This window comes from Labedaea rhizosphaerae (genome assembly GCF_004362825.1).
Lineage (GTDB): Bacteria > Actinomycetota > Actinomycetes > Mycobacteriales > Pseudonocardiaceae > Labedaea > Labedaea rhizosphaerae.
In genome coordinates this window covers 124,270-149,433 of the sequence record NZ_SNXZ01000005.1, presented here as the reverse complement: position 1 = coordinate 149,433, position 25,164 = coordinate 124,270, and the positions used below count along the sequence as shown (strand labels likewise).

Annotated in this window: 24 protein-coding genes; 12 read left to right on the top strand and 12 right to left on the bottom strand. The window is 72.3% G+C overall.

All coding sequences use genetic code 11. From position 1 onward, the window contains the following. Positions 1-30: 30 nt before the first annotated feature. Positions 31-630, bottom strand: coding sequence for a VOC family protein (locus EV186_RS27350; RefSeq protein ID WP_133852327.1), 600 nt, complete (start codon positions 628-630; stop codon positions 31-33). 115 nt (positions 631-745) lie between these two features. Here EV186_RS27350 and EV186_RS27345 point away from each other — a divergent pair, with 115 nt between their 5' ends. After that, on the top strand, positions 746-1,168 hold the full coding sequence (locus EV186_RS27345) for a hypothetical protein (RefSeq protein WP_133852326.1): 423 nt from the start codon (positions 746-748) through the stop codon (positions 1,166-1,168). On the opposite strand, the gene EV186_RS27340 is transcribed toward EV186_RS27345, so the two are convergent. Then, complete coding sequence (locus tag EV186_RS27340) at positions 1,165-1,692, bottom strand: TetR/AcrR family transcriptional regulator (protein ID WP_243754310.1); 528 nt, start codon at positions 1,690-1,692, stop codon at positions 1,165-1,167. The genes EV186_RS27345 and EV186_RS27340 overlap by 4 nt on opposite strands. A gap of 88 nt (positions 1,693-1,780) precedes the next feature. Between EV186_RS27340 and EV186_RS27335 the strand changes: the two genes are divergently transcribed. Next, on the top strand, positions 1,781-2,110 hold the full coding sequence (locus EV186_RS27335; protein WP_243754309.1) for a VOC family protein: 330 nt from the start codon (positions 1,781-1,783) through the stop codon (positions 2,108-2,110). Continuing rightward, on the top strand, positions 2,107-3,072 hold the full coding sequence (locus EV186_RS27330) for an LLM class flavin-dependent oxidoreductase (RefSeq protein WP_208115817.1): 966 nt from the start codon (positions 2,107-2,109) through the stop codon (positions 3,070-3,072). Before EV186_RS27335 ends, EV186_RS27330 begins: the two co-directional genes overlap by 4 nt. Here the strand turns inward: EV186_RS27330 and EV186_RS27325 are convergent. Then, positions 3,041-3,607, bottom strand: coding sequence for a TetR/AcrR family transcriptional regulator (locus tag EV186_RS27325; RefSeq protein ID WP_133852324.1), 567 nt, complete (start codon positions 3,605-3,607; stop codon positions 3,041-3,043). The two genes, EV186_RS27330 and EV186_RS27325, sit on opposite strands and share 32 nt — an antisense overlap. A 69-nt stretch (positions 3,608-3,676) precedes the next feature. On the opposite strand from EV186_RS27325, the gene EV186_RS27320 reads away from it, so the two are divergent. After that, a complete protein-coding gene (locus EV186_RS27320; RefSeq protein ID WP_133852323.1) occupies positions 3,677-4,642 on the top strand; it encodes an alpha/beta hydrolase in 966 nt (321 codons plus the stop codon). Positions 4,643-4,734: 92 nt separating this feature from the next. Further along, positions 4,735-5,514 (top strand): NPP1 family protein, encoded by a 780-nt coding sequence (locus EV186_RS27315; RefSeq protein WP_133852322.1) that lies wholly within the window; start codon positions 4,735-4,737, stop codon positions 5,512-5,514. A gap of 96 nt (positions 5,515-5,610) precedes the next feature. Here EV186_RS27315 and EV186_RS27310 read toward each other — a convergent pair whose 3' ends face one another. Beyond that, on the bottom strand, positions 5,611-7,023 hold the full coding sequence (locus EV186_RS27310; protein ID WP_133852321.1) for a DUF1349 domain-containing protein: 1,413 nt from the start codon (positions 7,021-7,023) through the stop codon (positions 5,611-5,613). A gap of 95 nt (positions 7,024-7,118) precedes the next feature. On the opposite strand from EV186_RS27310, the gene EV186_RS27305 reads away from it, so the two are divergent. Further along, complete coding sequence (locus EV186_RS27305; protein ID WP_133852600.1) at positions 7,119-8,210, top strand: sensor histidine kinase; 1,092 nt, start codon at positions 7,119-7,121, stop codon at positions 8,208-8,210. Then, positions 8,207-8,863: a response regulator transcription factor gene (locus EV186_RS27300; RefSeq protein WP_133852320.1), complete on the top strand. Its 657-nt coding sequence runs from the start codon at positions 8,207-8,209 to the stop codon at positions 8,861-8,863. Before EV186_RS27305 ends, EV186_RS27300 begins: the two co-directional genes overlap by 4 nt. On the opposite strand, the gene EV186_RS27295 is transcribed toward EV186_RS27300, so the two are convergent. Continuing rightward, positions 8,829-10,088: a lanthionine synthetase LanC family protein gene (locus tag EV186_RS27295; RefSeq protein WP_133852319.1), complete on the bottom strand. Its 1,260-nt coding sequence runs from the start codon at positions 10,086-10,088 to the stop codon at positions 8,829-8,831. The genes EV186_RS27300 and EV186_RS27295 overlap by 35 nt on opposite strands. A 153-nt stretch (positions 10,089-10,241) precedes the next feature. Next, positions 10,242-11,324: an aldo/keto reductase gene (locus EV186_RS27290; protein ID WP_133852318.1), complete on the bottom strand. Its 1,083-nt coding sequence runs from the start codon at positions 11,322-11,324 to the stop codon at positions 10,242-10,244. A gap of 134 nt (positions 11,325-11,458) precedes the next feature. Between EV186_RS27290 and EV186_RS27285 the strand changes: the two genes are divergently transcribed. Both EV186_RS27285 and EV186_RS27280 read left to right on the top strand, forming a co-directional pair. Then, complete coding sequence (locus tag EV186_RS27285; protein WP_133852599.1) at positions 11,459-12,343, top strand: AraC family transcriptional regulator; 885 nt, start codon at positions 11,459-11,461, stop codon at positions 12,341-12,343. A gap of 104 nt (positions 12,344-12,447) precedes the next feature. Continuing rightward, positions 12,448-12,669 (top strand): hypothetical protein, encoded by a 222-nt coding sequence (locus EV186_RS27280; RefSeq protein ID WP_133852317.1) that lies wholly within the window; start codon positions 12,448-12,450, stop codon positions 12,667-12,669. A 1-nt stretch (position 12,670) separates the two neighbouring features. On the opposite strand, the gene EV186_RS27275 is transcribed toward EV186_RS27280, so the two are convergent. Together EV186_RS27275 and EV186_RS27270 are read right to left on the bottom strand one after the other, a co-directional pair. Continuing rightward, the gene (locus EV186_RS27275; RefSeq protein WP_133852316.1) at positions 12,671-13,273 is read right to left on the bottom strand and encodes a class I SAM-dependent methyltransferase; all 603 of its coding nucleotides are present in this window, start codon (positions 13,271-13,273) and stop codon (positions 12,671-12,673) included. Next, the gene (locus EV186_RS27270) at positions 13,270-15,813 is read right to left on the bottom strand and encodes an ATP-binding protein (protein ID WP_133852315.1); all 2,544 of its coding nucleotides are present in this window, start codon (positions 15,811-15,813) and stop codon (positions 13,270-13,272) included. Before EV186_RS27270 ends, EV186_RS27275 begins: the two co-directional genes overlap by 4 nt. Before the next feature lie 579 nt (positions 15,814-16,392). Between EV186_RS27270 and EV186_RS27265 the strand changes: the two genes are divergently transcribed. Beyond that, positions 16,393-20,178 (top strand): Pls/PosA family non-ribosomal peptide synthetase, encoded by a 3,786-nt coding sequence (locus EV186_RS27265; protein WP_243754338.1) that lies wholly within the window; start codon positions 16,393-16,395, stop codon positions 20,176-20,178. Positions 20,179-20,188: 10 nt separating this feature from the next. Beyond that, positions 20,189-21,463 (top strand): M1 family metallopeptidase, encoded by a 1,275-nt coding sequence (locus tag EV186_RS27260; RefSeq protein ID WP_208115816.1) that lies wholly within the window; start codon positions 20,189-20,191, stop codon positions 21,461-21,463. Here EV186_RS27260 and EV186_RS27255 read toward each other — a convergent pair. Then, positions 21,460-22,155, bottom strand: coding sequence for a hypothetical protein (locus tag EV186_RS27255; protein ID WP_133852313.1), 696 nt, complete (start codon positions 22,153-22,155; stop codon positions 21,460-21,462). The two genes, EV186_RS27260 and EV186_RS27255, sit on opposite strands and share 4 nt — an antisense overlap. Further along, complete coding sequence (locus EV186_RS27250; protein ID WP_208115815.1) at positions 22,152-22,706, bottom strand: TetR/AcrR family transcriptional regulator; 555 nt, start codon at positions 22,704-22,706, stop codon at positions 22,152-22,154. The genes EV186_RS27255 and EV186_RS27250 overlap by 4 nt, the downstream gene beginning before the upstream one ends. Before the next feature lie 139 nt (positions 22,707-22,845). On the opposite strand from EV186_RS27250, the gene EV186_RS27245 reads away from it, so the two are divergent. Further along, positions 22,846-23,511, top strand: coding sequence for a CatB-related O-acetyltransferase (locus EV186_RS27245; RefSeq protein WP_133852311.1), 666 nt, complete (start codon positions 22,846-22,848; stop codon positions 23,509-23,511). Between the two features lie 6 nt (positions 23,512-23,517). On the opposite strand, the gene EV186_RS27240 is transcribed toward EV186_RS27245, so the two are convergent. Further along, positions 23,518-24,630, bottom strand: coding sequence for a Gfo/Idh/MocA family protein (locus tag EV186_RS27240; RefSeq protein WP_166659359.1), 1,113 nt, complete (start codon positions 24,628-24,630; stop codon positions 23,518-23,520). Between the two features lie 85 nt (positions 24,631-24,715). After that, on the bottom strand, positions 24,716-24,970 hold the full coding sequence (locus EV186_RS27235; protein ID WP_133852309.1) for a hypothetical protein: 255 nt from the start codon (positions 24,968-24,970) through the stop codon (positions 24,716-24,718). Positions 24,971-25,164: the final 194 nt, after the last annotated feature.

Sequence of the window (25,164 nt, the reverse complement as noted above, 5' to 3'; positions counted from 1 at the left end):
CCGGATCTATCCGGGGTGCGGCCCGGTTCGTTACGCCCAGGCGAATCCGTCGGGATCGGTGAAGGCGCCCGCGTCGCCGTTGATGGTGAGGCGGTGCGAGCCGCTGCCCTCGGGCGCGACGCCGGCGTCCTTGGCGAGCGCCTTGTAGCCGTAGAGGCCCAGCATGACGGGGCTGTCCGGCATGGCGAACTCGACGTACTTGCCGAAGCTCTTGCCGACCTTCAGGCCGTGCCCGACGTAGAACTTCTTGCTGGCCGACACGTCCGCGCAGCCCAGCAGCAGCACGATCTTGTCGATCTCACCGGTGTCCGGGCCGGTGTCCTTCTTGGCCGACGTGGCCATCTTCCAGATCGCGCCGTCCGGTGCCTGCACGACACCGCCGTAGCCCCACAGCGATTTGGTGACCGGCTTGAGCACGGTCGCGCCGGCGTCCACTGCGGACTGGAAGAGGCTCTTGACCGTGGCGGGCTGGGCGACGGTGAGGGAAAGGGTGTAGGCGCGGAACCCGGTGGACGGCGCGGTGGTGGCCTGGACCCGCACCTGGCTGTCCAATCCGAACGCTGCCTTGTAGAAGGCGCTCGCGGCGGCGGTGTCGTCGGCGTCGAGGGTGATCGAAGCGATGTTTGTCATACCGAAGACGTTAGGAGCGTCGGTGCGCCCAGGGCTTCTCCATTCCTGCTCGATGGTTTCTCCATTCCTGACCGGTCCGCGACCGGCGGTGGCCGCTATGCGCAATGATGGCCGCGTGACACCACGGGAACGGTTGCTGGCACGGATCGGCGACATCAACGACTTCGACCGGCCGCGGCCCATGGTGACGTTGCGCGAGTTCTTCGAGGGCAACGACGATCCCGCGTCGATCGGGTACAACCTGCCCGGCGAGCCCGAGCCCGCCGAGTTCTACCGGCTGCTCACCGCCATCGCGGCCAAGCCGGCGGTGCTCGACGTCCGGATCGAGGTGAAGGACCTCGAGGACCCCGACGGCTGGCCGTCGACCGACTCGATCTGGATCGTGACGACGGCGTCGCTGGAGACCGCGCGCACCTGGTTCCCCGACCACCTGGCGCCGGACGAGTGGTACGAACGGGCCGCGATCGGCGTCGAGGAACCGGTGGAGCCGGTGCCGGTGCCGCCCGGCGCGCACGCCTTGTGTGCCTGGTACGACTAGGACGTGAGCCGGGCGAGCTCGTCGCGTAGGTCGTCGATCGGTCTCGGCCGGACGTGCTGCTGGACGATCGTGCCGAGCAGCCACGACAGGACCTGGTGCGCGATCTCCTCGCTGGACGACACCTCGGCGAGCAGTGCGAGCATCTTCTCCAGCATCGCGGCCGGGCGGTCGAGCGCGGCGCGGCGGCTCGCGGCCAGCCAGTACTCGAACCACAGGAACGCCGCGTCCGGCTGTTCGGCGAACGTCGCGAGGTAGGTCTCGACCACCCGCCAGAGGCGCTCGTCCGGCTCGGCCTGGTCGGCGACGTGTCGCAGGTTCGCGAGCATCGCGTCGACGTGGCCCGCCATCGCCTCGTCCACGATCTCGTCGATGTCGCGGAAGTAGTAGTGGATGGCGCTCTTGGTCAGCGGGCTCGCGTCGGCCACCGCACGGGCGGTGCACGCGGCAAGTCCTTGCGTGGCAAGCACTTCCTTGGCGGCGTCGATGATCTGCGCGCGCTTGACGCGCTGGTTGTTGCTCACCACGAGGTGAGCATAACCCGCCGCTTGCCTTCGTTGGGACACGTGTCCTAATCTCAGGACACATGTCCCAACCAAACGGAGGAGCTCGACCGTGTTCGTCTTCATGGACCTGCGCACACCCGACCCCGCGCGTTCGCGTGCCTTCTACGGCGAGTTGTTCGGCTGGCAGGCCAGCGGCCCGCTGTTCACCGCCGCCGACGGCCCGTGGGGCGGGTTGACCCACCTCGCCCCGGACGACGAGCGGTCGCCGCAGTGGGTGCCGTACGCGCCGGTCGACGACCTGGACGAGGCCTTGGCCCGGGCGATCGACCTCGGGGCCAGGGCCACGCGTCCCCGGGTCGACCTGCCGCAGGGCTCGGTCGTCGTGATCGAGGACCCGACCGGCGCGACGCTCGCCCTCTGGGAGCCGAAGCACTCGTGAGGTACTCGTGCGCGCTCGCGCCGAACCACGACATCGTCGACCGGGCTCGCCTCGCCGAGCGGCTCGGCTACCACCGCGTGTGGGTGTTCGAGTCGCCCGCCATGTACGGCGACACCTGGATCGCGCTCGCGCGGGTGGCCGAGGCGACCGACCGGATCGGCCTCGCCACCGGCGTCTCCATCCCGGGTCTGCGCCACCCCGTGGTGACCGCGTCCGCCGCGGCGACGGTCGAGGAACTCGCGCCGGGCCGGTTGGTCCTCGCGTTCGGCACGGGCGCCACCGGCCGCTCGACGCTGGGCAGGAAACCGTTGCGCCTCACCGAGTTGGCCGACCACGTCCGGCAGGTTCGAGCGTTGCTGGCCGGTGCGGTCGTCGAGATCGACGGGCGGCCGGTGCAGCGGCACCTCGGCGCGCCGGTGGACGTGCCGGTCTGGCTCGCCGTGTCCGGTCCCAAGGGGCTGGAGCTGGCGACGGGGGCGCCCGGCGTGATCGCGACGGGCGTGCCGCCCGGTGGCCTGCACGGGTGGGCGGACGTGGCGTTGCTGCGGTTCGGCACGGTGCTCGACGTGGGGGAGGACCACACGAGCCCGCGCGTCCAGGCGGCGGCTGGGCCCGGCTACGTGAGCATCGCCCACCTCATGTGGCAGCAACGGGAAACGGCTGTCGACGCCCTCCCCGGCGGGCGCGGCTGGCGCACGGCGCTCGAGGCGGAACGACCGGCTCGGGAGCGGCACCTCGTTGCGCACCAAGGGCACCTGCAGTCGTTGACCGAGCGGGACCGGCTTTTGGTCGATGCGGCCGGGCCGGGTCTGCTGGCGCCGGGCTGGAGTGGCGACGCGGCCGAGATCCGGCGGCGGATCGACGAGGCCGCGGCCGCGGGCGTCACCGAGATCGTCTACGTGCCCGCTGGGCCGGATCGCGACCGCGAGCTCACCGCGTTCGCGACCGCCGCCCGCCCGTGAAGTGGCCCAGCACCATGTCGGTGAGCGCGGTGACGTCGGTCTTCGCCATCGGTGAGCCGGTGATGCCCATCCGGTGCAGCATGGTGCCTGCGACGACGTCGATGAGCAGCAGGATCTCCGCTTCCGGCTGGTCCAGTTTCGCTTGGAGCGCCTCGAGATAGGGCGCCTGGAAGCGGGTGGACAGTAGCTCGCGCAGGGTCGGGTCGCTGTACGCGTCGACGAACACGCCCGCGAACGCCGCGCCGACGCCGGGTTCGCTGATCTTCCCGGCCAGCCAGCGGATGGCCGTTTCGATCAGGGCGTCGTCCGCCGGCGGCAGCGGCCCGAACGTGTGGATGAGGCAGTCGGTGATCAACGCGCCCTTCGACGGCCACCGCCGGTAGAGCGTCGTCTTGGCCACACCGGCGGCCGCGGCGATGCGGTCCATGGTCGCGCCCGGGTAGCCCAGTTCGTCGACGGTCCGCAACGCGGCCGCGAAGACCTCGTCGTCGATGCCTGCGCGCGGTCGGCCCGGTGATCGGGGAGAACTGGTCACCACCCCACTCTATCGAGTTGCGCTACCATCGGTATCGATACCAACGGTAGCGAAACTTGAGGAGAGCTCATGAGCGAAGTCGACCGGCCACCGCTGGGCGTGCGGTTGTTGCGGTCCCTGGGCAAGGAGCCGGACTGGTCGGCGATGACGGCCGAGCGGCTCGAAGCCCTGGCCGCGGCCGAGAACCGCAAGCGGGCGTCCACAGTGGCCAGGGTCATCACCGGGCGACGAGATCGGGGCGCCGCGATCCGGTGGCGTGAGGTGGGCGTGCCCGGCCGCACGATCCGGGTCCGCGAGTACCGGCCGAAGCGCCGCCAAGCCGAGTTGCCGCTCGTGGTGCACGTGCACGGTGGCGCGTTCGTCGGCACGGCGGTGCAGAGCGACTGGGTGAACAGCCACCTGGCCGCGCGGCTGCCCGCGGTCGTCGTCTCGGTCGAGCACCGCCTGCTCGCGCCGGGCACGTCGCTGGCCGCGGCGGCCGATGACGTCTGGGAAGTGCTGCGCCACCTCGTGGGCCACGCGGCGGACTGGGGCGTCGACCCGGAGCGGGCCGCGGTCTTCGGGGAGAGCGCGGGCGCGATGATGTCCGCGCTCGCCGCCCTCCGGGCCCGGGCCGCGGGGTTGCGGTTGCGCGCGCAGGTGCTGGTCAACCCGGCCGTGGACGTGACGGACAAGATGTTCGACCACGAGTCGGTGACGCGGTACGCGAACAGCCCGACCCTGACCGTCGGCCAGATGGAGTTGTTCGCGCGCCTGGCCGTTCCGGCCGGCGCCGACGCCCGCGAAGTGTCGCCGCTGCACGCCGACGACCTGAGCGGGCTGGCCCCGGCTCTCGTCGTGGTGCCGACCCTCGACCCGGTCGCCGACCACGGCCGCGCCTACGCCGAACTGCTGCACGCGGCGGGAACTCCCGTGCGGCGCACCGAACTCCGAGGCGCGACGCACGCCTTCCTCAGCATGCCGAGCCTGGTCCCGCAGGCGAAGGCCGCGCGCGCCGAGATCACCGCGTTCCTGCGGGAGCGGTTGCACGGTTGAGCCCCGTCGCTGCTCGTGACCAACCATCGGCGGATTGACGGGACTGGTATCCCACCGGCCAGGATTGAGCATCCTTGAGGGAAAGGATCTCCATGGGCAGCAAGGGTTTTCGGGCGTTGGGCTGGACGGCGGTACCGGTGGCGGCCGTCGCCGTGCTGGGGCTGGTGGTCGGGCCCGGGGTCGCGTGGGCCGACCCGCCGCGGGCACTCCCGACGTCGGCGCCGGCCGACGACGCGAAGTGGCAGCCGGCCCTGGACTTCGACACCGACGGTTGCTACAGCACGCCTGCCATCGGCCCGGACGGGACGCTGAACCCGGGCCTCAACCTCGGCGGCGCGGTCAACGGCAACTGCCACGACGCGTCGGATCTGGTCAACACCAACACGTACTCGCGCTCCAAGTGCAACAACGGCTGGTGCGCCTACATGTACTCGTACTACTTCGAGAAGGACCAGGCGCTGCCCGGGCCGTTCCCCGCCGGGCACAAGCACGACTGGGAGGACGTCGTCGTCTGGGTGCAGAACGACCAGGCGAGGTACCTGTCGGTTTCCCAGCACGGCGGGTACCAGACCGGCTCCACCATCCAGTTCGCCGCGGGCACGCACCCGAAGGCCGTCTACCACAAGGACGGCATCAGCACGCACTGCTTCCGCTTCCCCAAGGCCGACGGCGGGGACGAGCCGCCGGAGAACGCCGAGCACACCTGGCAGATCAAGGGCCTGGTCGGCTGGAACAACTACCCGGCGGGCATCCGCGACAAGCTCACCGCGGCCGACTTCGGCGACGCCACCCTGAAGATCACCGACGCCCGCTTCGGTGACGCGCTGTCCAAGGCCAAGCCCGCCGGAATCCCGTTCAACCCCTACGGCTGATGGGTGTTCTTCGGGAGTGAAGTGCAATCCCGCCTCCTCGGGATTCCCGAACCCGGTTGCCTTGGGCTTGGGTCCGGCGGTTGAGTGGGTCACCGTTCACCGCCAGTTCGGTGTCGTGGACCGCCGGCCGCACAGCCACAGGGCGGCAGCCGTGTACGCGCAGAGCACGAGCAGCCCCGCCCACCACGGGAGCGGGAAGTACCCGGTGGACGGCGCGAAGTGGGCGGTCACCTGCGGGTACTCGGTCTGCGTCTGCCCGATCCCGAAGCCCGCCGCCGGGGTGAGCCGCAGCAGCCACCGGTCGAGCGAGTCGGGCAGCAGTGGGATGGTCGCGAGCGCGTACGGCACGACCACCAGCGTGAGTCCACAGAGGACGGCCGCCCAGGCGCGGTGCAGCCAGGCGCCGAGGCCGTAGGCGAACACCGCGCAGAGCCCGAACACCAGCGCGACGCCGACGATCACCCGTGCGCCGGTCAGGAACGACAGCGGCTGGGTCAGCACGCCGTTGCCGGCCAGCACCGTCATGCCCACCGGCACGACCACGCCCATGCCGAGCAAGCCGGTGCCGAAGGTGGCCGCCCCCACCACGCCCGCCCGGCCGATCGAGGGCTGCGTCCGGGCGCCGTAGCGTGCCGCGAGGACGACCACGACGAGCAGCGCGAGCACGAAGCCCATCAGGAGTTTGTCGACGCCGAACGCGCCGTCTTCGCCCACGGGGCCGATGTCGCCGGTGCCGCTGACCGTGACGACGCCGTCGCGGGCCACGGCACCGGACGGGTTGTGGAGCTTCTCCCAGTCCGTCTGGTTCATCTCGCCGACCGACTCGCTGGCCCACGCGCCGCGGGCGCCCACCACCGTGACGTGGTCGAAGGTGCCGACGGCCTGGGTGAACCGGACCTCCTCGATCGCGCCGCCCAGACCGACCTCGCGCAGGGTCAGGTCGCCGGGCGAGGTCGCGAAGAGGCCGACCTGCACGGTGGCGGGCAACCCGTCGAGCGTCGCCGATCCGACCGTGTGCCACTGCTTGCCGTCGGCCGATTCGGCGCCGGTGATGATGGCGCCCGACCGGGTCAGGCGCAGCCAGTGCGGCGCGCCGGTCGCGCTGCCCGCGACGTCGTTGGTGTAGTCGGACTGGAACCGCACGCCGTGGCCGCCGGTGAGCATGAGCGCCGCGTACCGCGAGCCCCGCCGCAGGCCGTCCTTGACGATGATCCCGGTCTTCGCCCACGGCACGAGCCCAGGCACGATCTTGTCGTGGTTCGGCGGGGGATAGGTGATCGTGCCGGTCATGGCGGTCAGCCGCACGGTGATGCTGCCCTCGCGGCCGAGGTCGCGGTGGTAGAACCAGAACCGGTCGGCCACCAGCGAGCCGTCGCTCGCGGTCGGCGCCGGCGGGCACGGCCCGCCGCACGACGCGTGGTTGTTGCTCGCGAAGAACAGGCCGAGCCCGATGATCGAGAGGGCGGCGACGGCGAGCGCGACGAGGCGCGCCGGGCGGAGGAAGTCCATGGCGTCGGTTCTAGGGACCGGCCGCTAACACGGCCCGAACCAGCGCTGTCACGCTGTTGTTAGGTCCGCCGGGGCATCCTTGACCCGTGATCGGAATGCGCAGCGGGACCGTTCGGGCGCGGTTCACCGTGTTGTACGCCGTGGTCTTCCTGCTCTCGGGTGCCGGCTTGCTGCTCCTGACCTTCCTGCTGTCCAACGGGGAGCTCAGCAGCACCGGACCGGCCGGTGACCAAGGCCCCAGCGCCGTGCAGGAGCAGGTCCGGGCGTTGCAGGACCAGCTGTCCGACGTCCACGCGCACCAGTCCCGCCAGCTGCTGGTCGGCTCGCTGCTGGCGCTGGTCGTGATGGTGGTCGTGTCGGTGGTCCTCGGCCGGCTGCTGGCCAAGCGGGTCCTGCGACCGCTGCGGCTGATCACCGGCGCGACCCGGCGCATTTCCGCGGACAGCCTGGACCAGCGCCTGGCCGTCAGCGGCCCGGTCGACGAGGTGAAGGACCTCGCCGACACCATCGATGAGCTGCTGGCCCGGCTCGAGGCGTCGTTCACCGCGCAACGCCGGTTCGTCGCCAACGCCTCGCACGAGCTGCGCACGCCGCTCGCGACCATGCGTGCCTCGCTGGACGTCTCGACCGCCAAGCCCGACGTCCCGGCCGCGACCGTCGCCCTCGCCGACCGGGTGCGCCCGCAGCTGGACCGGGTCGACCACCTGCTCGACGGGTTCCTCGTGCTGGCCCGGGCGCAGCACGGGCCGCTGGCCGACACCGAACCGGTCGACCTCGGCGAGCTGGTCGACACGGCCCTGGGTGAACGTTCGGCCGACGTCGCACGCAAGGAGCTGACCGTCACCGTGGACATCCCGTCCGCCACGACGGTCGAGGGCAGCCCAGCGTTGCTGGCGCGGCTGGTGGGCAACGTCGTCGACAACGCCGTGATCCACAACGAGGACGGCGGCTGGATCCGGATCACCGGGTCCGCGACCGACCTGGTCGTCGAGACCGGCGGCCCGGTCCTGGCGCAGCGCGACGTCGACCGGCTCGCGCAGCCCTTCGAACGGCTCGGCGGCGAGCGGACCGGTTCGTCCGGGCTCGGACTGTCCATTGTGGCCGCCGTTGCCGCCGCGCACGGCGGTTCGTTGTCCTTGACCGCCCGCCCGCAGGGTGGCCTGGCGGTATCGGTCAGGCTGGCATGAGAATCCTTGTGGTGGAAGACGATCACGCGCTGGCCGAGGTCGTCGCCGAAGGCCTGCGTGATCAAGGCATGGCCGTCGACCTCGCCCACGACGGGCTGGCCGCGGCCGAGAAGCTGGAGCTGACCGCGCACGACGTCGTCGTGCTCGACCGCGACCTGCCCGGCGTGCACGGCGACACGCTCTGCCGGATGATCACCGAACGGGCCGACCGGCCGATGGTGCTGATGCTCACCGCGGCGAGCGCTCCCGGCGACCGGGTCAGCGGCCTGAGCCTGGGCGCCGACGACTACCTGGCCAAGCCGTTCCACTTCCCCGAACTGGTCCTGCGCATCCACGCGCTGGCCCGCCGCAAACCCGACGCCCGGCCCCGAACCCTGCACGCCGCCGGCATCGAACTGGACCCGATCCGCCGCACCGTCCTGCGCGATGGGCGGCAGCTTTCCTTGTCGGTCAAGGAGTTCGCAGTGCTGGCGGCGTTGCTGCGGGCCAGCCCTGGCTTCCTGAGCGCCGAAGCCCTGCTCGAACAGGTCTGGGACGAGCACGCGGACCCGTTCACCAACACCGTCACCGTGACCGTCGGCCGCCTGCGCCGCAAGCTCGGCGACCCGCCGGTGATCGCTACGCAACCAGGGATCGGCTACCGGATCGCCTGACCGCCGGGTGCCCGGGCCACTGCACGGCGTAGCCCGGCAGACCGCGGGTCACGCGGGTGTAGCGGATCAGCTCCCGCAGGATGCCCGCGTTGCCCATGGCCCAGCCGGTCCGAGGTGGGAGGTCGCCCGGTGTCTTGCGGTGCTCGTGGTTGGACCAGCGGGCGCCGGTGGCGTCGACCGTTGCGCGCTCGGCAAGGTCGTCGACGAGGAGGGTCGCGAAGTCGTGCGCTGCTCGGCCCTCCGTCGGGTGCTCGACGAACCGGTCGCAGGCGGTCATGAGAACGCCGGCCGTGCCGCAGCAAACGCCGTTGTTGTCCCAGAAGCCAGGCCGCAACCGCGCGGGCAGGCCGCTGTGGGTGAGGGTGTGCCAGCACTGGTCGATCAGCGTGTCCCACTGGGCATCGCCGGTGATGGCGGCCAGCAGCCGGAAGGTCTGAGTATCGCCGGCGGGACCGTTGCACCAGCCGTAGCTGTAGCGCTCGACCAGTTCGGGGCGGTGTTGCGGATCCGAGTGCGGGACGAGGAATCCGTCCGGCCCCTCCTCGTTGCGCGCCACCACGTCGGCGGCCCCGGCCAGGGCGAGGTCGAGCAAGTCCTGCCTGCCGGTTGCCCGGGCGACCGTGGCCAGTGCGAGGACGATGCCAAGCGTGCCGTGCGCCATGTGGTGCGAGCGTGGCGGGCTGGGCCGCACCGCCCAGTTGACTCCGCCCGGCGTGGCGTCCGCCGTGCGCAGGTACGGCTCGACCGCCAGCTCGGCGAGGTCGAGGTCGCCGGCGAGCAGAGCACCGAGGGCGATGCCGGCGTTGCCGCCCAGCAGTTCGAAGAAGTCGTTCCAGCGCTCGCCGTCGAAGGCGGCGCGCACCCGGTCGAGCGCGTGCCTCGCCGCACGCAGACAGGTCTCGTCGCCGAACCGGGTGCCGGCCGCGTGCAACGCGACCGCCATGCCCGCGCGGCCCGGGTACAACGACGACCACAGGTCTTCGTCGTCGACGGCCGCCGCGACCGCGTGGGCGCCCCGCAGCGCGGCATCGCCGTAGCGGTCGTCGCCGAAGTGGTGGTGCGCCTCGATCAACGCCAGCACGATCCCGGCGCACCCGTTGTAAAGCGTCGGATCGACTTCCTTGTCAGCGCAGGGCCGCCAGCTCAGGCTGGTCCCGTCCTCCCGAGCCTGAGCCAGCAACCATTCGACGGCGTCGTGCGCGAGTTGTTCCGCCACATCCCCCATGGAGATGAGCTTAGGCAAGCGTCATCGCGGGGCGCTGATCATCTTGCGCCACTACGCGCACGCCTCCCGAGCGGGCACCGTCGCGGTGGCCGGTTCCGCGTAGGCGTGGCGATCCCGTGCCACGGGCACGGGCTCGGCCGGAGGTGCCGTGGCTCAATAGCGGACGTCGCTCTGCAGCAACGGCGGGTACACAGTGGACGCCTCGCCGTCGACGGTGGTGCCCGCGAACTGCAGCATGGCGCGCATGTCGCCGTTCAGGGCCGCCGGGTAACCCAGCGTCGGCGCTGAGACCTCGTCCAGGCGCTTCAGGTGCTCGTCGGTGAGCTGGACTTCGAGTCCGGCGAGGTTGCCGTGCAGGTGGTCGAGGCGGCGGGCGCCGACGATGGGGACGACCGTGCCCGGGCGCGTCCGCAGCCAGGCCAGCGACACGGCGGCCGCCGTGGTGCCCAGTTCGTCGGCGATGGCGTTGGCCTCGTCGATGACCGTGTAGTCCGCGTCGGTCGGGTGGCCGACGAAGGCCGTGCGCACCGAGTCGTCGATCTTCTTGCCGCGGCGGTACTTCCCGGACAGGAAGCCGTTCTTCAGCGGGCTCCACGGCATCAGCGCCATGCCTTGGTCACGGGCGAGCGGCGCGAGTTCGCCTTCCACGGTCCGGGCCAGCAGCGAGTACTCGACCTGCAGGGCGATCAACGGCGTCCAGCCCTTCAGTTGCGCCGTCGTCTGCGCCTGCGCGGTGAGCCACGCCGGCGTGTTGGAGAAGCCGAGGTAGCGGATCTTGCCGGCCCGGACGAGGTCGTCGAGGGCACGCATCGTCTCCTCGATCGGGGTGTTCCGATCCCAATTGTGCAACCAGTAGAGGTCGAGGTAGTCGGTCCGCATGCGGCGCAAGGTCTCGTCCAGTTGTGCCGTGATCGACCCGCGCCCGGCCCCGCCGCCGTTGGGGTCGCCGGGGAACAGGTTGGTGAAGAACTTCGACGCGAGCACCACGCGCTGCCGTCGCCCGGGCCGCGCGGCGAAGTAGTCGCCGAGGATCCGCTCGGAGTGGGTGTTGGTGTAGAAGTTGGCGGTGTCGATGAAGTTCCCGCCCAGGTCGAGGTAGGCATCGAGGATCTTCTCCGATTCCTCGACGCTGCACCCGGCGCCGCCGGGGTCCTCCCCGAAGGTCATCGCACCGAGGGCGAACGGGCTGACCCGCAGTCCCGAGCGGCCGAGGGTGGTGTAGTGGTCGAGCGGCATGTCCGGTGCTCCTGTCGTGTGTCCTGTTTCGGTGGTTCCATGGCACCGCCTCGTCGCCGCCGCTGGTAGGTCAATCGACGTCGGCTCTTGCCTGATCCTCTCCATCGGCGTCTGATTGGGCTGTGCACACCGACCTGCTCGAGGAGATCCGCCGCGGCATCGCCCGGCACGCCCGCCCGGACATGAGCACCTCGATCGACGGGTTGTTGCTGTCCAAGGTGGAGGTGTCCCCACGCGATCACGCGCTCACCGAGCCGCTGCTGGTCGTCATGGCGCAGGGCGCCAAGCGCCTCCTGCTCGGCGACGAGGTCTTCGAGTACCGGGCCGGGGACTACCTGATCGTGACGACGAACCTGCCGGTCACGGGCGATTTCCTCGACGTCGGCCCATCGAGGCCCGCGCTGGGCCTGGGCCTGGCGTTGCGCCCGGCGGCGGTCGCCCCGTTGCTGCTGGAGGTCCCGCCGGCTCGGTGGGCGCGCCCGGCCACCGGCGCGCCCGCCCTGGCCACCGGCGCGGCCGGTGTGGAGTTGCTCGATCCGGTCGCGCGTCTGCTCCGCCTGCTCGACGCGCCCGCGGACGCGCGCGTGCTGGCCCCGCTGATCGAGCGGGAGATCCTGTGGCGCTTGCTCAACGGCCCGCACGGCGCGGTGCTGCGCCAGATCGGCCTGCCGGACAGCGAACTGGCGCACGTCGGCCGGGCCATCCAATGGATCCGCGACAACTACGCCGAACCTCTGCGGATCCCCGACCTGGCCCGGCTGGCCGGGATGAGCACGTCGGCGTTCCACCGGCACTTCCGCGCCGTCACGGCGTTGAGCCCGTTGCAGTTCCAGAAGCGCATCCGGTTGCAGGAAGCCCGTGCTTTGCTGGTGGCCCGCCCCGGCGACGTCGCGGGGGTCGGGCACCTGGTCGGCTACGACAGCCCGACGCAGTTCAACCGCGAGTACCGCCGCATGTTCGGCGCCCCGCCCGGCGCCGACACCAAGCGGCTGCGGGCGGACGTCGCCCACTTGCCTTGAGCCGTCCGGATCGGGGACGGTTCCGGGTTCTCCCCGATGCCCGGCGGGGCACGACGGGGACATGCTGGTCGGGTAGCAGCCACCGACCACCAGGGAATGGCCCGATGTCCACGACCGATCTCAGCCGCGACACCGACTCGCCGTCGCTCGCGGTCCTCACCGTGCTGTCCGGGCTGGCCACGATGGTGCTGGTGACCGGTGGGGTGGTCGGCATCGTGCTCGCGCCGGACCTGGATTTCACGCCCCTGCAATGGTTCTGGCGCATCGCCCCGACGGTGGCCAGCGCCGCGGTGTTCGTCGGCTGCGTGCTGCGCGGGCGTCGCTGACTCAGCCCACGTAGGTCGCGAGGATCGTGGCGCTGTCCGGCGTGACGTTGACCTGCGTGGCCCGCAGCCGCGGGTGGTCGAGCCAGTAGCGGCGGGCCGGATCGGGCTTGCCCGCGAAGGTCGGTGGCCACCCGGTCAGCGGCGTGAAGTCGTCGATGACGATGAGCCCGCCCGGCCGCATCCACCGCGCGGGGTCGAGCGGCGGCTCGTCGCCCTTGCCTTGGCCGCCACCGTCGAGCACCAGCAAGTCGAAGGGACCGAAGGCGTGCAGGGCCTGCCACCCGCCCGCGTGGACCTCGACGTTCGGCGCTCCGCTGAAGATCGCGGCGGCCGCCGCGGCCCGGGCCGGCTCGTGTTCGACGCTGATCAGCCGCGCGCCCGGCCGCGCACCGTCGGCCAGCCACGCGAGCCCGGCGCCGAAGCCCGTGCCGGTCTCGCCGATCACGCCCGCCCCGGCGCCGCCGGCCAGGAGCCGAAGCAGCATCCCCTGCTGGGGCAGGCAGCAGAAGTCGAATCCCGCCGCCCGCGCCGATGCAACAGCCGATCGCACCAACGGCGGCAACCCCTCGACGCCGTCATAGGCGGCCGTTCCCCGCTCGGTCACCGGATGTCGTTGAGCGGCAACGACTTGCCGAGATCGGCGCGGACTTCGGCCGCGTCCGGCAAGGCCAACTCGGTGAACAGGTCGAGGGCGTCGGTCAGGTAGCCGACCGCCCCGGCCTCGTCGCCGCTCGCCCGGCAAGCCAGGCCGATGCCCCGCAACGCCCGCGCCAGTTCGTACCGGTCGCCCGCGGTCGCCGCCAGTTCGCGCGCCACCTCGTGTTTGGCACGGCTGTCGGCGACGCGGTCGAGCTTGGCCAGCGTTTCCCCGTAGGAGTTGAGGATGTCCAGCTCGATCGTGCGCTGCCCGATCACCCGCACCACCGCGAGGGCCTGTTCGTGCCAGCCGACGGCGTCGTCGAGTTCGCCGAGGGCCGCGTGGTCGAGTGCGATGCCGTTGAGGGCGTCGGCCTCGCCGTCCTTCGCGTCGATCTCGCGGTAGATCGCGAGCGCGTCGTGGTGGTGCCGCAACGACTCCGCGTAGCGGCCCTCGACGCGGTGGAGGCCGCCGAGGTTGTTGAGGCTGTGTGCCTCGCCGAGCCTGTCGCCGACCTCGCGGAACAACGCGTTGGCCGCGTGGAGCCGCTCGGGCACGTCGGCGAGCTGGCCGGTGCGCATGGCCATCACGGCCAGGTTCTGCAACACCGCGCCCTCGCCGCGCCGGTTGCCGGTCGCCCGCCGGATGGCCAGCGACTCGTCGTAGTGCTTGGTCGCCTCGTCGAACCGGCAGAGCACGCCGTAGGTGATGGCGATGCTGTTCAACGCCGCCGCCTCACCGGTCTCGTCCCCGAGCACCCGGCGGATGTCCAGGCAGAGCCGAGAGGCCACGAGCGACGCGTCGTAGTCGCCGATGTTGCGGTAGGCCGTGCTGAGGTTGCGCAGGGCGGTGGCCTCGGCCTCCCGATCGCCCGCGGCCCGGGCCGCCTCCAGCGCCATCTCGTGCGCGGTGACGGCATCGGTGTTGCGGCCCCGGCTCTCCAGGTCGCGCCACAGCGTCGACGCGAGTTCACCCGCCTTGGCCGGCCAGCCGTACTTGGCGGCGTGCACGATCGCGTTGAGCAGGTTGGCCCGCTCGGCGCCGAGCCAGGCGCGGGCGTCGGCCGGTGTCGCCAGGCCCGGCCCCCGCGGCACCGGTTCGGCGGCGCGCGAGCCCCGCTCGGACGGGTAGAGCAGGTCCGTCGCCTGGGTCGCCGCGTGCTGGTAGTGGTCGAGCAGCCGGCCGATGGCGGCCCGGACCTCGTCGTCGTGGCCCGCGCACAGTTCGATGGCGTAGGCCCGCAGCAGGTCGTGCATCGCGAACCGGCCGGGCTCGGGAGTTTGCAGCAGGTGGGCCTGGCGCAAGGTGTCGAGCTGCGTGCGCGCGTCCACGAGGTCGGTGCCGAGCAGCGCCGCCGCGGCGTACGCGTCGAAGTCGGCGCCCGGCAGCGGACCCAGCAGCTCGAACAGCCGCGCGGCGGCCGGGTTGAGCTGCCGGTACGACCAGGACAGCACGGCGCGGACCTCCGTGCGGGCGTCGCCGCCCGCGTCGAGCAGGTCCAGCCGGTGCCGCTCGTCGCGCAGCTCGTGGACCAGCGTGCCGAGCGGGAGATCCGGGTGGTTGCGGGCGTGTTCGGCGGCGATCCGCAGCGCCAGCGGCAGCCGCGCGCACTGGTCGGCGAGCGCCGCGACCGCCGCTGGTTCAGCCTCGGCGCGGTCGGGGACCAGGGTGGCGAGCAACGCGATGGCGTCGGCCTCGGGCAGCAGGTCGAGGTCCAGGCGGCGGGCGCCCTCGCGGGCGACGAGCCCGGTCAGCGCGTCGCGGCTGGTGATCACCACCAGGCAGTTCGGCTCGCCGGGCAGCAGTTCGCGGACGTGCTCGGCGCTGCGGGCGTTGTCCAGCACCACCAGCATCCGGCGCCCGGCCATCGCGGTCCGGTAGCGCGCGGCGCGCTCGGCCGGGTCCCGCGGCTGGTCGGCCGGGCTGACGCCGAGCGCGCCGAGGAACCAGCCGAGCACCTGGCCCGGCGCCACCGGCTGCTCCGGGTCGTAGCCGCGCAGGTTCGCGTGCAGTTGCCCGTCGGGGAACCGCTCGGCGACCCGGTGCGCCCAGTGCACGGCCAGTGCCGACTTGCCGACCCCGGCCGTGCCGGTGATGACGCAGATGCCGGGCCCGTCGGCCGCGGCGAGCCGGTCCAGCGCCGCGAGGTCGTCGGCCCGTCCGGTGAACGCGGCGATGTCGACCGGCAGCTGGCGGGGAACGGCGGCCGGCTCGACGGCGGGCCGCCCGTGCACGGCGACGCGGTACCAGGCCTCACCCCAGCGCGCCTGCTCCTGCGGCGTCGCGCCCAACGCGATGACGATGCGGTCGAGCACCTCGGCGGGCGCCAGGGTCCGGCCGGAGACGTAGGTGTGCACGGTCGAGCGCGGCAGGCCGACCCGGCTCGCCAGATCGGTCAGGCTCACCCGCGGTTTCGCCGTGCCCACGGCCGCGCGGCAGCGCAACAGGTCGAGCTCACGGGCCAGATCGTCCAGGCTGCCGACACCGTCCGGGTCGGGCCCCGTCACCTGCACGTTTCTCCATTCGCCGTCCGGACCTGCCCCCGCTCGCCCAGCATGCCACGAGGGGCAGCGCGGGGGTCTCGCAATGAAGGACGCTCGAGGACGTCAACGCGTTGCGACGGCGGGGACGGACGGCGAGCCCGCGGCCGGACGTGGGCCGCGCCGGGCGAGCAACCGGTCGTCGTGGGCCAGCAGGTGCGTGGCCGCGAGCGAACGCCAGGGACGCCACCGCTCGACGTGGGCTGCGGTCGCCGAGCCGGTAGGGCGACATCTGAGGGGTCCGCGCGGCGCCGGTCACCCTGGGGACGACCGGCGTCCCGGCGGTCACCCGTCCGGGCCGGATCAGGACAAGAACTAACACGCAGGGTGAGCGAGCCCACCGCGATGCAGAGGTCACGGCGGGGTAAACTCGCAGGTCGACTGGTCCGCGGGGACGATCAGTCCCGCTGCGAACCGTTACTGGACACGGCGCAGTACCGGTTGCCCACGGAGGAACCCTTTGCGTCTGTTCGGTGAGTGCTCTTGACCGCTGTTCACGATCGGGCCCTCGAGGCCGCGCTCGATTCCGCCGCGCTTAATTCCACTCTGGACCGCGCCATCGATCCGGCCACGTTCATCGCTGGTCCGGCGGCCCTGCCCCGCACCCTGACCGACATGTTCGCCGAGACGGCGCGGCGATACCCGCTCGCGCCCGCGCTCGACGACGGCACCCGCACCCTGACCTACCAGGCGCTGACCGAGGCCGTCGAGCACGCGGCAGGCAAGCTTGCCGCCAACGGCATCGGCGCGGGCGACCGCGTCGGCATCCGGATCGCCTCCGGCACGGCTGAGCTCTACATCTCGATCCTGGCCGTGCTCGCGGTCGGCGCCGCCTACGTGCCGGTCGACGCCGATGACCCCGAAGAGCGCGCCGACCTGGTGTTCACCGAGGCCGGCGTGTGCGCGGTGCTGACGCCCGACCTGGTCGTGCGCGGCCTGCCCGGCGGTCGCGTCGCCGAGCCGACTCCCGCGGACGACGCCTGGATCATCTTCACCTCCGGTTCGACCGGCAAGCCCAAGGGCGTCGCGGTCACCCACCGCTCGGCGGCCGCGTTCGTCGACGCCGAGGCCCGCCTGTTCCTGCGGGACGAGCCGATCGGCCCGGACGACCGCGTGCTGGCCGGGCTGTCCGTCGCGTTCGACGCCTCCTGCGAGGAGATGTGGCTGGCCTGGCGCCACGGCGCCTGCCTGGTGCCCGCGCCGCGCAGCCTGGTGCGCAGCGGCATGGACCTCGGCCCGTGGCTGGTCGAGCAGGAGATCACCATCGTCTCCACGGTGCCGACGCTCGCCGCGCTCTGGCCCGCCGAGGCGCTCGACGACGTGCGCCTGCTCATCCTCGGCGGCGAGGCCTGCCCGCCGGAGCTGGCCGCGCGCCTGGCCGTCGAGGGCCGCGAGGTGTGGAACACCTACGGCCCCACCGAGGCCACCGTCGTGGCCTGCGCCGCGCAGCTGGCCGGCGAGGGCCCGATCCGCATCGGCCTGCCGCTGGACGGCTGGGAGCTGGCCGTGGTCGACGCCGAGGGCGCCGTCGTGGCGATGGGCGAGACCGGCGAGCTGGTCATCGGCGGCGTGGGCCTGGCCCGCTACCTCGACCCGGTCAAGGACGCGGAGAAGTACGCACCCGCGCTTGCCTGGCGGCGTGCCTACCGCAGCGGCGACCTGGTCCGCGCCGAGCCCGAGGGCCTGGTGTTCCTCGGCCGCGCCGACGAGCAGGTCAAGCTCGGCGGGCGGCGGATCGAGCTCGGCGAGGTCGACGCGGCGTTGCAGGCGCTGCCCGGTGTCGCGGGGGCGGCCGCCGCGGTCAAGACGACCGGCGCGGGCACCCAGCTGCTCGTCGGTTACCTGGTCGGTGACGGCCTCGACCTGGACGCCGCCCGTGCCCGGCTCGCCGAGGAGCTGCCCGCCGCCCTCGTGCCGCGGTTGGCCGTGGTCGAGACGCTGCCGACCCGCACGTCCGGGAAGGTCGACCGGGCCGCGCTGCCGTGGCCGCTGCCCAACACCAGCGGCGACGACCACTCGATCGGGTTGCACGGCACCCAGAAGTGGCTCGCCGACCGGTGGACCGAGGTCCTCGGCACCGCACCCGACAGCCTCGGCACCGACTTCTTCGCCGCGGGCGGTGGCAGCCTCGCCGCGGCCCGGCTGGTCTCCCTGGTCCGCGCCGAGCACCCGACGGTCTCGGTCAGCGACGTCTACCACCACCCGACGCTCGCCGCGCTCGCCGCGCGGCTCGATGCGTTGGCCGATGCGAACAGGCCGGTCCACGAGGTCGTGCCGACCCCGCGGCGCACGCAGGTCCTGCAAACCCTGCTGTTGCTCCCGCTCTTCGGCCTGGTCGGGCTGCGCTGGGCGATCGTGATCGGCGCGGCCGGTGCCGTGCTCCCGGTGGCGTGGCTGCCGAGCGCCCCGTGGTGGGCACTGGGCGCCGGCTGGCTGCTGCTCTTCAGCCCGCCCGGCCGGATCGCGATCACCGCGCTGAGCGCGCGGTTGCTGTTGCGTGGCGTCCGGCCCGGCACCTACCCGCGGGGCGGTTCCGTCCACTTGCGACTGTGGTTCATCGAGCAGCTTTCCGAACGGGTGGGCGCGACCGAACTCGCCGGTTCCTGGCTCACCCACTACGCCCGCGCCCTCGGCGCCCGCATCGCCGCCGACGTCGACCTGCACTCGCTGCCACCGGTCACCGGCCTGCTCAAGATCGGCAAGGGTGCGGCCATCGAGCCCGAGGTCGACCTGTCCGGCTGGTGGCTCGAGGGCGACCGCCTGCACCTGGGCAAGATCCGGATCGGCGCGGGCGCGACCGTCGGCGCCCGCTCCACGCTCTTCCCGGGCGTCCGGATCGGCAAGCGGGCCGAGATCGCGCCCGGCTCGGGCGTGCTCGGTTCGGTGCCGACCGGGCAGCGCTGGTCCGGCGTCCCGGCGACCAAGCAGGGCAAGGCGAACCGGCGCTGGCCGGCCCAGCGCCCGGCCGGGTTGCGTCGCTGGAAGCTGGCCTACGACGTGAGCTCCGTCGTGCTCGGCCTGCTGCCCGCCCTGTGCGCGGTGCCCGCGCTGCTGCTCGGCCTCGTGCTCGTCGGGTCGGCGCCGACGCTCGGCGCCCTGCTGCTCGCCGTGCCACCGGCGACCGTCGCGTGGCTCGCCACCCAGGCGCTGGTGACGCTGGTCGCCGTGCGGCTGCTCGGCATCGGCCTGCGCGCGGGCCACCACCCCATCCGCGGCCGGATCGCCTGGCAGGCCTGGGCGACCGCACGGCTGATGGACAACGCCCGCGGGCAGCTGTTCCCGCTCTACGCCAGCCTGCTCACGCCGGTGTGGCTGCGGGCGCTGGGCATGCGGGTCGGTCGCGGCGTCGAGGCGTCCACGGTCGTCGCGCTGCCCGCCATGACCACGATCGGCGACGGCGCGTTCCTCGCCGACGACACCATGATCGCCGGCTACGAGCTCGGCGGTGGCTGGATGCACATCGCCGAGGCACGCGTGGGCAAGCGTGCGTTCCTCGGCAACTCGGGCATGACCGCGGCCGGTCGCTCGGTGCCCAAGCGCGGCCTGGTCGGCGTGCTGTCGGCGACGCCGAAGCGGGCGAAGACCGGCAGCTCCTACCTGGGCATGCCACCGATGCGCCTGCCCCGCACGGCGCGGGGTGGTGACCAGAGCCGCACCTACGCGCCGCCGCGCCGGCTCGTCGTGGCCCGCGCGCTGGTCGAGCTCTGCCGGGTGGTGCCGGTGATGTGCTCGGTGGCGCTGGCCGTGCTGGTCGGTTATGCGTTGGCGCAGATGGGTTTCTGGCTCGGTCTGCTGCTCGCCGGGGTGTTGCTGGTCGACGCCGGGATCGCCGCGTGCGCCATCGCGGCGGCCGCCAAGTGGGCGCTCTCCGGGCAGTTCCAGACCCGTGAGCACCCGTTGTGGAGCCCCGCCGTGTGGCTCGCCGAGCTGGCCGACACGTTCGTCGAGGTGCTTGCCGTGCCGTGGCTGGTCGGCTCCGTCGCCGGCACGCCGGTGATGTCGGGCTGGTTGCGGGCCACTGGGGCCACGGTCGGGCGCGGCGTCTGGTGCGAGTCCTACTGGCTGCCCGAACCGGACCTGGTGACCCTCGGGGACGGCGTCACGGTCAACCGCGGCTGCGTGGTCCAGACCCACCTGTTCCACGACCGGATCCTGCGGATGGACGCGGTGGTGCTGGCGGCCGGTGCGTCGCTGGGCCCGCACGCGATCACGTTGCCCGGCACCAGGATCGGCGCGCACGCGAGCGTCGGGCCCGCGTCGCTGGTGATGCGGGGTGAGCACGTGCCCGCAGGCACCCGGTGGCTCGGCAACCCCGTGACCGCCTGGCGGTAACGTAGGCGTGGTGTTCCGGGAAGCCGATCTGCTGGGGCACGGCAACCCCGGCTACCACATCACCCACTACGACCTCGCGCTCGCTTGGCGACCGTCCACCGGACGGCTGACCGCGACCGCGCGCCTCGTCGTCACGGCCGTCGACGCCTTGTCGACGGTCGTGCTGGACTTGGGCGGGCTGACCGTCAGCAAGGTGTTGGTGGGCGGGCAGCCGGCGCGCTGGACCCATCGGGGCGGCAAGCTCCGCATCCGGGTCGGGCGGACGCTCGCGGCCGAGTCGGCGATCGAGGTCGAGGTCCGCTACGCCGGGCGTCCGGTGCCGGTGCGCACCCGCCACTGGGGCGAGGTCGGCTGGGACGAGCTGACCGACGGCGTGATCGTGGCGAGCCAGCCGGTCGGCGCGCCGTCGTGGTTCCCGTGCGACGACGCGGTGGGGGAGAAGGCGACCTACCGGATCGCGGTGAGCGTGCCGGACGGGTACACGGTGCTGGCCAACGGATCGCGTGCCGGGAAGGCCCGCTCCGGCCGGGAGACGACGTGGACCTTCGACGAACCCGCGCCGATGTCGGCCTACCTCGCCACCGTCCAAATCGGACAGTACGCGGACGTCGCGCTCGCGCCCGGCCAGCACGCCGCGGTGACCCGGTCGAAGCTGCGTGCGTTCCGGCACGACTTCGCGCGCCAGCCGCAGATGATGTCCTTGTTCGTGGAACTGTTCGGGCCGTACCCGTTCGAGTCCTACGGCGTCGTCGTGACCGAGGACGAGCTCGAGGTGCCGGTCGAGGCCCAGGGCATCTCGATCTTCGGCGCGAACCACGTCGACGGCAAGCGCGGGTTCGAGCGGCTGGTCGCGCACGAGCTGGCGCACCAGTGGTTCGGCAACTCGGTCGGGCTGGCGGCCTGGCGCGACATCTGGCTGAACGAGGGGTTCGCCGCGTACGCGGAATGGTTGTGGTCGGAGCGTTCCGGCGGCCCGCGGGCGTCGGCCCTGGCGGCCGAGGCACGGCGGCGGCTGGCCGGTGAGCCGCAGGACCTGGTGATCGGTGACCCGCCGGCCAAGGACATGTTCGACGACCGGCTCTACAAGCGCGGCGCGCTGACCCTGCACACCGTGCGGACCGCGATGGGCGACGCCGCGTTCTTCCCGATGCTGCGCGAGTGGACCGGCACCTACCGCCACGCCACCGCGACCACGGCGGACTTGCAGAAGCTCGCGCAGCGCCACACCGACACGGACCTCGCGCCGCTGTTCGACGCGTGGCTCTTCGCCGCGCCCTTGCCCTAGCCGGTCGCGCGCCGCACCGCCTCCTCCACGACGAGCCGGCCCGCCTTCTGCCACGGCGCGCGGTTGGCGTCGGCGTAGTTGCCGGCCAGCTTGTGCACCACGACCCGGATCGGCGGCGGTTCGTCGTGCACGGCGCCGATCGCCGCCCGGATGCCGGATGCGAAGTCCTCGGCCCACTCCTCGATGATCTCCCGGAAGTCTTCGGCGGACGGCGGGAGCTGCGCCTCGTCGAGGCTCAGCGAGAAACCCTCGTTCGGGTCCGGCTCGAGGTCGACGAGCGCGACGACGATGCCGGCGCAGTTCCCGGCCGACCCCGCGCGCACCTTGATCCCCCGAAGGGGTAGGGCGCCGACGAGGTCGGCCGCCGCGGGTACGGGCGGGACGTACCGCAGGGCGGTGGTCAGACGGTGCAGGTTCTCGACGACCTGCTGCCCGGCCTCTTCGGCGCCGGTCTGGTCGCCGTCCAGCCGGCGCACCACCACCTCGACGCGGTCCTCGACGGAGAAGTAGTGGTGCAGCGCGGACCGGATGCTCGACGCCAGACCGGCGAGGCGGTCGTCGGTGAGGTCGGGGACTCCGGCGACGACGTCCACTGTGCCCGCGGTGCCTCGTGCGAAGTCGACCTGGGCGGTCGTGCCCTTGGCCCGGACATCGCGGATCGGGAGCGTGTCGAGCAGTTCTTCGGCCGTCATGCGGTGAACACCCCAGCTTCGGTGGCGGCGAGCGCGGCCGCGGCGGCGCGGTCGGCGATGGCTTTGTCGAGCGGCTCGCCGGTGATGAAGAGCCGGAAGTACAAGGGCGCCGTGGCCGTGCGGATCACTTCGACCGCGTCCACGCCCGCGGGTAGCTCACCCCGCTCGACGGCCCGGGTCACGACGGCGGCGGCATCGTGCAGGCGCGTGGCGAAGAACGACGCCAGCGCCTGCGCGCCTTGCGTGGAGCGCAAAGCGGCACTGATGAGCGCGGTGGCCGCACCGCCGTAGGCCGGATCGGTGAAGCCGACCAGCACCGCGTGGGTCACCGCGCGCAGGTCGTCGGCGAGGGAGCCGGTGTCGGGGATCGCCCACTCCGCTTCCGCCGAGTGGGCCAGGGCTTCGGCGACCAAGCCGTCCACGCCGCCCCAGCGCCGGTAGAGCGTGGCCTTGTGCACGCCGGAACGGGTGGCGACCTGCTCGACGGTCAAGGCGTCGTAACCGCCGGAGGACAGCTCGGCCAGCACCGCGTCGACCACGGCCGCCCGCACGCGCGCGCTTCGCCCACCAGGGCGCACGGTTCCCGGTCTGGTCAAAGTCGACTCCAGTCGCGTTAAGGCTTGCGCTCGGCTTCCGAGCCTGCCATGCTCAGCTTAACGCGATCCCAGTCGCAATAGAGATGAGGTTCGATTGACTCCAGATCCCACCACCGTGCACCCGCTGCAAGGCCACGATCGGCTGGTGTTCCTCAAGCCGCTGATCACCGACCCGCGCATCGAGGTCGGCGAGTACACCTACTACGACGACGAGCAGGACGCGGCGGCGTTCCAGGAGCGCAACGTCCTCTACGCCTACGGCCCGGAGAAGCTGATCATCGGCAAGTACTGCGCGATCGCGTCCGGCACCAAGTTCATGATGGCCGCGTCGGCGCACCCGACCATGGGCGGCTCCACGTTCCCGTTCACGATCTTCGGCGGGACCTGGGCCGACCGGACCCTGGACATCGTCACGGGCATGCCGAGCCGCGGTGACACGGTGATCGGCAACGACGTCTGGTTCGGCTACGGCGCGTTGGTCATGCCCGGCGTGCGCATCGGCGACGGCGCGATCATCGCCGCGGGCTCGGTCGTCACCGCCGACGTCCCGCCGTACGCGATCGTGGGTGGCAACCCCGCCACCGTGATCCGCAAGCGGTTCGCCGACGACGACATCGAGCGGTTGCTGCGCGCGGCGTGGTGGGACTGGCCGGTCGAGCTGGTGACCGAACACGTCCGCACGATCATGGCCGGCACGCCGGCCGAGCTCGAACGGATCAGCGCGCAGCGAGCGACCACGGGCAGCTCGGCCACGCGGTGACCGCGTTCACCGCGCGGGCAGCGGTGACGTCGTCCACGGCGTCGCGTCGAGCTCGGTGAAGAGCCTCAGCTCGGTCGCGGCCCGGCGGACGGCCTCGGCCGCGCCGTCGACGATCCGCACGTCGCCGTCCTGGCGCCAGAACCGCTGCGGGATCGGGTTCGGTGCGGCGGCGTTGGCGATGGCTTCGAGGACGCTGGTGAAACCACGGGTGTCGGCGAGCGGGCACAGCGGCCGCCCACCCGCGACCAGGTTCGCCAGCTGGCTGGTGCGCCCGAACCGGGCCTCGGTCCGGCGGCCGTCCCGGTAGGTGATCGTCAGCTCGTCGGTGAGGTAGGCCAGCTCCGCGGTCGCCCGCTCGCCGTGCACGAGCACGACCGGGTCGAGGATCCGGTCCGCGCACAGCGTGCCGGACACGACGATCGGTGGCGCCCCGGCGAAGCGGGCACGCAGGCACGAGGTGTCGTCGCTCTCGATGTCGTTGGCCCGCCACAGTTCGAGCTCGACGGACGCGGCCGCGCGAGCGGTCGCGGCGGTTCCCGCGAGGGCGCAGGCGTTCATGATCGAGTGCGCGAACGGGTTGCTGAGCACACCGTCGACGACCTGGACGCCGTTGAGCACGCGGCGACCGGCCCAGTCCGCGCGGCCGAAGTACGCGCAATCGCGTTGCCACGCCGCGTAGGAGCCGATTCCCTCGATCGCCCCGAGTTCGCCGGTCTCGACCAGCTCACGCAACTGGGCCAGCGCGGCCGAACCCATGGTCTGGAAGCCGACTTCGACCAGGTGCCCCGTGTTCTGCTCGGCCGCGAGCAGCCGGTCCAGGTCGGCGATCGAGGTGACCGGCGGCTTTTCGAGCAGCACGTCGCTGCCCGCGGTCAACGCCAGCTCGGCGAGCTCCGCATGGGTCTGCGGCGGCGTGGCGAGCACCGTGAGCTCCGGTGCCGCCTGCCGCAGCAGGGCGTCGAACTCGGCGAAGTGCGGGACGCCGGCGAGCTCGGTGGCCAGCTCCGGCGGTGGTGGGCGCAGGTCGCAGGTGCCCACGAGTTCGGCGCCTTCGAGGCCGCGGATGGTCGTCAGGTGTGTCCGGCCGAAACCGGTGATCCCGACCAGCGCCACCCGCACGCGACACCTCCGTGGCAGCCGTTAATCGACTCCCGCAAACTATGGACGCGTCGCGGTGGTGTCAATGATGTTGGTCGGCCCGGGCTCAGCACTCCTCGACGGTCGAGGTGAAGTAAGCGGTGCGGACGCCCCAGGTGGAGCTGAAGTAGCTCGGGCAGTAGCCGTACACGTAGCCGCCGACGGGCTCGCCGGTGTGTGCGGACGACGAGTAGTAGGTGTAGGTGAACATGTGGCCGAGCTTGCCGGTGGCCGACGCGGGGCCGCCGGTCATGGTGACGGCCAAGGCGCACCCGGCGGCGACGGCCGCGGCCCGGCGCAGGACGGGGGAGAGGGAAGGCATCGGGGGACCTCCTCGGTTCGTGGCTCCAGGATTGTTGCTCGCGCGCACCGCCGTGGCAGCCGCCGTTCGGGCCGCAGCCGGTCGCCGCCCCGCGCCCCCGCACCGTTCGGCGGATGCCACGGCGGTGGTCGGTGTGGTTCCATCACCGGTAGGAGTCGAGTAATCGATTACTCGATCACTGTCGGGGAGGTCGC